Source organism: Caecibacteroides pullorum, assembly GCF_019239235.1.
GTDB lineage: Bacteria > Bacteroidota > Bacteroidia > Bacteroidales > Bacteroidaceae > Bacteroides > Bacteroides pullorum.
In genome coordinates, this window is record NZ_JAAZTS010000002.1 from 303,989 (window position 1) to 310,866 (window position 6,878).

7 protein-coding genes and 1 pseudogene are annotated in these 6,878 nt (G+C 45.0%); 7 read left to right on the forward strand and 1 reads right to left on the reverse strand.

What is annotated here, in order from left to right:
• The first annotated feature begins 3 nt into the window (after positions 1-3).
• The 7 genes from rsxC to HF894_RS03460 all read left to right on the forward strand — a co-directional run bounded on the left by rsxC (position 4) and on the right by HF894_RS03460 (position 6,586).
• The gene (gene rsxC / locus HF894_RS03430; RefSeq protein WP_021848236.1) at positions 4-1,341 is read left to right on the forward strand and encodes an electron transport complex subunit RsxC; all 1,338 of its coding nucleotides are present in this window, start codon (positions 4-6) and stop codon (positions 1,339-1,341) included.
• 32 nt (positions 1,342-1,373) lie between these two features.
• The gene (locus HF894_RS03435; RefSeq protein WP_021848235.1) at positions 1,374-2,366 is read left to right on the forward strand and encodes an RnfABCDGE type electron transport complex subunit D; all 993 of its coding nucleotides are present in this window, start codon (positions 1,374-1,376) and stop codon (positions 2,364-2,366) included.
• Entirely contained in the window at positions 2,363-3,025 is a 663-nt protein-coding gene (locus tag HF894_RS03440; protein ID WP_075316954.1) for an RnfABCDGE type electron transport complex subunit G, read from the forward strand. The genes HF894_RS03435 and HF894_RS03440 overlap by 4 nt, the downstream gene beginning before the upstream one ends.
• Positions 3,026-3,041: 16 nt before the next feature.
• The gene (gene rsxE, locus HF894_RS03445; RefSeq protein WP_075316953.1) at positions 3,042-3,626 is read left to right on the forward strand and encodes an electron transport complex subunit RsxE; all 585 of its coding nucleotides are present in this window, start codon (positions 3,042-3,044) and stop codon (positions 3,624-3,626) included.
• A 41-nt stretch (positions 3,627-3,667) separates the two neighbouring features.
• Entirely contained in the window at positions 3,668-4,246 is a 579-nt protein-coding gene (rsxA, locus tag HF894_RS03450) for an electron transport complex subunit RsxA (protein WP_021848232.1), read from the forward strand.
• 175 nt (positions 4,247-4,421) lie between these two features.
• Entirely contained in the window at positions 4,422-5,456 is a 1,035-nt protein-coding gene (gene galE / locus HF894_RS03455) for a UDP-glucose 4-epimerase GalE (protein ID WP_021848231.1), read from the forward strand.
• A 416-nt stretch (positions 5,457-5,872) separates the two neighbouring features.
• A complete protein-coding gene (locus HF894_RS03460; protein ID WP_204971117.1) occupies positions 5,873-6,586 on the forward strand; it encodes a tetratricopeptide repeat protein in 714 nt (237 codons plus the stop codon).
• 108 nt (positions 6,587-6,694) lie between these two features.
• Here HF894_RS03460 and HF894_RS15110 read toward each other — a convergent pair.
• A pseudogene (locus tag HF894_RS15110) lies at positions 6,695-6,878 on the reverse strand (hypothetical protein); the annotation flags it as partial.

The following is a 6,878-nucleotide window of genomic DNA, read 5'->3' on the forward strand; positions in this document are numbered from 1 at the left end:
TGTATGTTGAAAACATTTTCAATCGGTGGTGTTCATCCACACGAAAATAAACTTTCAGCACATCAGCCCATCATCAAGGCAGAAGTTCCTGCCAAGGCCGTCATTCTGTTGGGGCAGCACATCGGTGCTCCTGCAAAGCCGATTGTAGCCAAGGGTGATGTTGTGAAAGTAGGTACGAAGATTGCCGAACCCGGTGGCTTTGTATCAGCAGCTATTCATTCGTCTGTCAGCGGTAAAGTTGCCAAGATTGATACGATTGTCGATGCCAGCGGTTACGCTAAACCTGCCATCTTCATCGACGTGGAAGGCGACGAATGGGAAGAAAGCATTGACCGCACTGACACGCTGGTGAAGGAATGCAACCTGACTCCCGAAGAAATTGTCAAGAAGATAGCCGATGCTGGTATTGTAGGTATGGGTGGTGCCTGCTTCCCCACTCAAGTGAAACTTTGCCCACCTCCTGCATTCAAGGCCGAATGTGTCATCATTAATGCTGTGGAATGTGAGCCTTACCTGACGGCCGACCACCAGCTGATGCTGGAACATGCCGAAGAAATCATGGTAGGTGTGACGATCCTGATGAAAGCTGTCAAGGTGAACAAGGCATTCATTGGTATTGAAAACAACAAGCCCGACGCTATCCAGCTGATGACGAAGGTTGCTTCTTCTTATTCTGGCATCGAGGTAGTTCCCTTGAAAGTGAAATATCCGCAGGGCGGTGAAAAGCAGTTGATCGATGCCATTATCAAGCGTCAGGTGGCTGCCGGCGCATTACCTATTTCTACGGGTGCCGTAGTGCAGAACGTAGGTACAGCCTTCGCTGTGTATGAAGCTGTGCAGAAGAACAAACCGTTGTTCGAACGTGTCATCTCTGTAACAGGTAAATCGCTGACGAAACCTTCCAACTTCCTGGCACGTATCGGTACGCCGATGCAGCAACTGATCGACGCTTGCGGTGGCCTGCCCGAAGATACAGGCAAGATTATCGGCGGTGGGCCGATGATGGGTAAGGCATTGGTCAATACCGATGTTCCTACCGCTAAAGGCAGTTCCGGTATCCTGATCATGAACAACAAGGAAGCCAAGCGCGGAGCCGTACAGCCTTGTATCCGTTGTGCCAAGTGTGTAGGTGCCTGTCCGATGGGATTGGAGCCTTTCCTGCTTGCCACGGTTTCGGCTCACGGCGATTTCGAACGTGTGGAAAAAGAGGACATCATGTCGTGCATCGAGTGTGGTTCGTGTCAGTTTACCTGTCCGTCCAACCGTCCGATGCTCGACTACATCCGTTTGGGTAAAGCTAAGGTTGGCGCTATGATACGTGCCCGTCAGGCCAAGAAGTAAGAATAGTTAAAGAATAGAATTCAAGAAGATTTATGAATAAATTAATTGTATCCCTTTCGCCCCACGTTCACGGAGGTGACAGCGTGAAGAAGAATATGTACGGCGTGCTCATCGCACTGCTTCCAGCCTTCCTCGTGTCCCTCTACTTTTTTGGAGTGGGTGCTTTGATTGTGACTCTGACTTCCGTATTGGCTTGTGTGTTCTTCGAGTGGGCCATCGGTAAGTTCATCATGAAGAAAGAAACAACGACCGTTTGTGACGGTTCGGCTATTATCACAGGTGTGTTACTGGCCTTCAACCTGCCTTCTAACCTGCCTGTTTGGATTATTATCATTGGTGCCTTGTTCGCCATCGGTGTCGGCAAGATGTCGTTCGGCGGTTTGGGCTGCAATCCCTTTAACCCTGCTTTGGTAGGACGTGTATTTCTGTTGCTGTCATTTCCTGTGCAGATGACGAGCTGGCCGGCTGTGGGGCAGTTGACTGCCTATACGGATGCCGTGACTACCGCCACTCCGCTGGCTATTATGAAAGGTGTGGCCAACGGCGCTCCCGGCTTTTCCATGGATCAGCTTCCCGGTGCTTTGGACTTGTTCTTTGGCAACAATCCCGGATGTATCGGTGAGGTAAGTGCCGTGGCTCTGTTGCTGGGGCTGGTGTACATGCTTTGGAAGAAAATCATCACTTGGCACATTCCCGTGTCCATCTTGGTGACCGTGTTTTTATTCACCACCATCATGCACTATGTGGATCCTGCCAGATATGCTGATGGCCTTACTCATTTGCTTTCCGGTGGTCTGATGCTGGGTGCCGTGTTTATGGCGACTGATTATGTGACATCTCCGATGAACCATAGAGGAATGCTGATCTATGGTGTCTGCATCGGCTTGCTGACGGTGGTCATTCGTTTGTTCGGTGCCTATCCCGAAGGTATGTCGTTCGCCATTCTCATCATGAACGCGTTCACTCCGTTGATTAATACCTATGTCAAACCAAAACGCTTCGGGGAGGTAGCTAAGAAAAAATGAAAAAATTAGAATCATCTTTAAAGAATATGTTGCTGGTGCTTACGGGGGTAACTGCCATCTCCGTAGCGTTGCTGGCTTATGTGAATGAACTGACCAAGGAACCCATTGCTGCGGCCAACGCCAAGACGTTGAGCGACGCTGTGAAAGCGGTGGTGCCGGGCTTTGATAATGATCCCATTGCCGAGAAGAAGATGCAGGAAGTGAACGGTGTGGAGTATGCCGTATATCCGGCTACCAAAAGCGGTGAATTTATCGGTGCTGCCGTAGAAGCTTCAGCCATGGGTTTTGGTGGCGAACTGAAGGTGCTGGTAGGCTTTGACGCTCAAGGGAATATTCTTGATTATTCATTGCTGTCGCATGCCGAGACACCGGGTCTGGGTTCGAAAGCCGACGTCTGGTTTAAGAAAGGGGCGAAAGGTGACATCACTGGAAAGAATCCTGGTGCGACACCGTTGACCGTCAGCAAGGACGGTGGTGAGATAGACGCCATCACGGCTTCTACCATTACTTCACGTGCTTTCTTGAACGCGGTCAACGTAGCATATGCGGCATATGCAGGGCAGAATAGTGCCGATGGTGTAACGGGAGCCACCACTCAACAGAATGTAGAACAAAACACGGACGGAGTTGCCGCTGCCGACTCCATCAGTGGTAAATAAGAAAGGAGCGTGATTTATGAATAACTTTAAGGTTTTGATGAACGGCATTGTCAAGGAGAACCCCACATTTGTGCTTTTGCTTGGCATGTGTCCTACGTTGGGAACTACTTCTTCCGCCATGAACGGCATGGGCATGGGACTGGCTACGGCTTTTGTGCTCATTTGTTCTAATGTGGTTATTTCCGCTATCAAAAATCTGATTCCTGACATGGTGCGTATTCCTGCGTTTGTGGTGGTCATCGCTTCGTTCGTTACGTTGTTGCAGATGATTATGCAGGCTTACGTGCCGGGGCTTTACGCGACGTTGGGTCTGTTTATCCCGTTGATTGTGGTGAACTGTATCCTGTTGGGACGTGCTGAGGCTTTTGCGGCCAAGAATGGGCCACTGGCTTCCATGTTCGACGGTCTGGGTATGGGATTAGGTTTCACTGTGGGACTGACCCTGCTGGGCGCCGTGCGCGAATTGTTGGGCACGGGTAAGATATTCGGACTGACTATCATGCCCGAAGATTATGGTATGCTGGTGTTTGTGCTTGCTCCGGGTGCTTTTATTGCGTTGGGTTACCTCATCGCCATAGTGAACCGCTTGAAGAAAGCCTGAGATAAACAGTGATTTTTCCCTACTTTAATTAAACAGTGATTATGGAATATATATTGATATTTATATCGGCAATCTTTGTAAACAACATTGTGTTGTCTCAATTCTTGGGTATTTGTCCGTTCCTCGGTGTTTCCAAGAAAATTGATACGGCATTGGGTATGGCGGCAGCCGTAGCTTTTGTGTTGACCCTTTCTACGATAGTCACATTCCTGATTCAGAAATATGTGCTCGATGCGTTGGGGCTCGGTTACTTGCAGACTATTACGTTTATCCTGGTCATTGCCGCCTTGGTACAGATGGTGGAAATCATCTTGAAGAAAGTCTCTCCTTCGCTGTATCAGGCACTAGGTGTTTTCCTCCCGCTGATTACCACGAACTGCTGCGTATTGGGTGTGGCCATCCTTGTGATTCAGAAAGACTATGATTTGCTGACAGGTGTGGTTTACGCTTTTTCAACGGCGCTTGGTTTTGGACTTGCTTTGACTATTTTTGCGGGTATCCGCGAGCAGTTGAGTCTGGTTAACATTCCGAAAGGCTTGCAGGGTACGCCTATCACCTTGATCACGGCCGGCTTGCTGGCTATGGCTTTTATGGGCTTCTCAGGTGTTGTGAAAATTTGAGACGCTGACCATGCGTTTGAAATAGTGACGTGTCGGTCTGTTTGAGAAGAAGTGGAAACACTTTTCGGAACTAAAAAACAGGTCGGCACGTTTTTTTCTCAAATTCTTGTATAAAATTAAAAATATTTGCTACTTTTGTAGCATTAAATCGACCTAAAAACTAAAAGACTCTATTATGAAAGAAAGAATATTAGTGACAGGAGGTACCGGATATATTGGTTCTCATACTGTTGTAGAACTTCAAAACGCAGGTTATGAAGTAGTTATCATTGATAATTTGTCTAATTCCAGTGCTGATGTAGTAGACAATATTGAAAAGGTATCAGGTATCCGTCCGGCGTTTGAGAAACTTGATTGTTTGGATTTTGAGGGACTTGACGCCATGTTCTCCAAATATACAGGCATTAAAGCAATCATTCATTTTGCTGCTAGCAAAGCTGTGGGTGAGTCTGTCGAGAAACCTTTGAAATATTATCGCAATAATTTGGTTTCTTTGATTAACTTGCTTGAGTTGATGCCTAAACATGGGGTAGAAGGAATTGTATTTTCTTCTTCATGTACGGTATATGGTCAGCCCGATGTTTTGCCTGTAACAGAAGCTGCGCCTATTAAAAAGGCCGAATCTCCCTATGGCAACACCAAGCAGATTAATGAAGAGATTATTCGTGATACTGTAGCTTCAGGTGCGCCTATTAATGCTATCATGTTGCGTTACTTCAATCCGATCGGTGCTCATCCAAGCGCATTGCTCGGCGAATTGCCCAACGGTGTTCCCCAGAACCTCGTTCCTTACCTGACGCAGACAGCTATTGGAATCCGCGAGAAATTGAGCGTATTCGGTGATGATTATGATACTCCTGATGGTTCTTGTATCCGCGACTTCATCAATGTAGTCGATCTGGCCAAGGCACATGTGGTAGCTATTAACCGCATTCTACAGCACAAGCAGAAGGAGAAAGTGGAAGTGTTCAACATCGGTACAGGTCGTGGTCTCTCTGTACTTGAACTCATTAAAGCTTTTGAAACTGCGACAGGTGTGAAGCTAAACTATCAGATTGTAGGCCGTCGTGCCGGTGATATTGTAAAAGTATGGGCTGACCCGACATTGGCTAACGAGGAGCTGGGTTGGAAGGCTGAAACCTCAATTGAAGATACTGTACGTTCTGCATGGAACTGGCAGTTGAAACTTCGTGAAAGAGGCATTCAATAAAGAATAATAGATTAAATAAGAAAAAATACATAACCTCATTGAACAAATGTTTCATGATATTTGTTCATTGAATGCAATATGTCGCCGATATGTGTATGTGAATATCCATAGAAGGTGTTTTATGTGAAAACATAATAGGCATAATTGCATAGTAGTTTTGTCGTGTTTTATTTTGTGTTTGTGTTGTGAATAGGTCCTGTCGTGACGACAGGGCCTATTTTTATTATTATGCTTGCTATTTGCATGTAGAGGGGTAGATCTGGTGAATATATAAAGTAACATTTATTGTGATTTCTTCTTCTTAAAGCTAATACATGTTACATTCGCAGGGCAATACTCAAAAAAAGTGAAAGAGACTTGTTTCTTACAAGATGTACTCTTACTTTTGGGAATACATTTTAAATAATTAAAGCAATATGAAAAAATTAATCTTATCTCTTGCACTGTGTTGTGCAGCAACAAACTTTTTTGCTCAGGAAGCAGATCTCGCAAAATTGAGAGACGACGGTATCGCAGCCTTGGAAGCCAAGGATTATCAAAAAGCCTATACCAATTTCAGTAATTATCTGAACCAGACAAACAATCAAGACTCAGTTATCGCATTTAATTGTGGTATTTGTGCCGATAAAATAAAGAAATCTGAAGATGCTGTGAAATACTTTGATATAGCTGTACAGAAGAAATACAATCTAGTTAATGCTTATATCGGAAAAGCGGGTGCATTAAAAGACTTGAAAAAGAACGATGAATATCTTGCTACTATTAAGGAAGGGTTGAAAGAAGTTCCGGGCGACAAGTCTCTGACCAAGATGTATACCACTTATTATCTGAACGCTGGTATTACAGCACAGAAAGCCGGTAAGACAGCAGCTGCTGAAGAAGCATACAAAGAAATTTTGGAAGTTCAGAAAAACAATACAAATGCTTTGTACAGCCTTGGTGCATTGAAATACAACGATGCTACCAAGACATTGGCTACTGACAGAGATAAGGCTAAAAACATTTATACAGAGGCTAAGGGTTATTTGGAGTCCGTTGCCAAGCTTTTGACCAACCCAAAGCAAAAAGCAATGTTGGACAATGTAAATGGTATGCTGAAGCAAATTGATATTCAGTTACAAGCTGAGTAATTCATTTCTGTCTTTAGAGAAAGAATAAAAGAGGGTGCGTTCATGTAACGCATCCTCTTTTTGTATATATTAATCCGGACTTAGTTTGTAAGCTCAATGATTATGTTTCTAAAGTAAAGCTTTAGGAACATAAAGTACTACTTTACATCGCTCAAGTAGAGGTTTGTTGTTATTAAATGAAAAGAGAAGGTGTGTCAAAAAGCACACCTTCTTTGTTTAGCACAAAGCCCCGACTTTCACAAGCTGGGGCTTTGTTATTACCTAAAGATTTTGTATCTTTAAGCCTAAAGAT

Coding starts and splice junctions, on each gene's coding strand:
- rsxC (WP_021848236.1), top strand. CDS start 4: ATGTTGAAAACATTTTCAATCGGTGGTGTTCATCCACACGAAAATAAA.
- HF894_RS03435 (WP_021848235.1), top strand. CDS start 1,374: ATGAATAAATTAATTGTATCCCTTTCGCCCCACGTTCACGGAGGTGAC.
- HF894_RS03440 (WP_075316954.1), top strand. CDS start 2,363: ATGAAAAAATTAGAATCATCTTTAAAGAATATGTTGCTGGTGCTTACG.
- rsxE (WP_075316953.1), top strand. CDS start 3,042: ATGAATAACTTTAAGGTTTTGATGAACGGCATTGTCAAGGAGAACCCC.
- rsxA (WP_021848232.1), top strand. CDS start 3,668: ATGGAATATATATTGATATTTATATCGGCAATCTTTGTAAACAACATT.
- galE (WP_021848231.1), top strand. CDS start 4,422: ATGAAAGAAAGAATATTAGTGACAGGAGGTACCGGATATATTGGTTCT.
- HF894_RS03460 (WP_204971117.1), top strand. CDS start 5,873: ATGAAAAAATTAATCTTATCTCTTGCACTGTGTTGTGCAGCAACAAAC.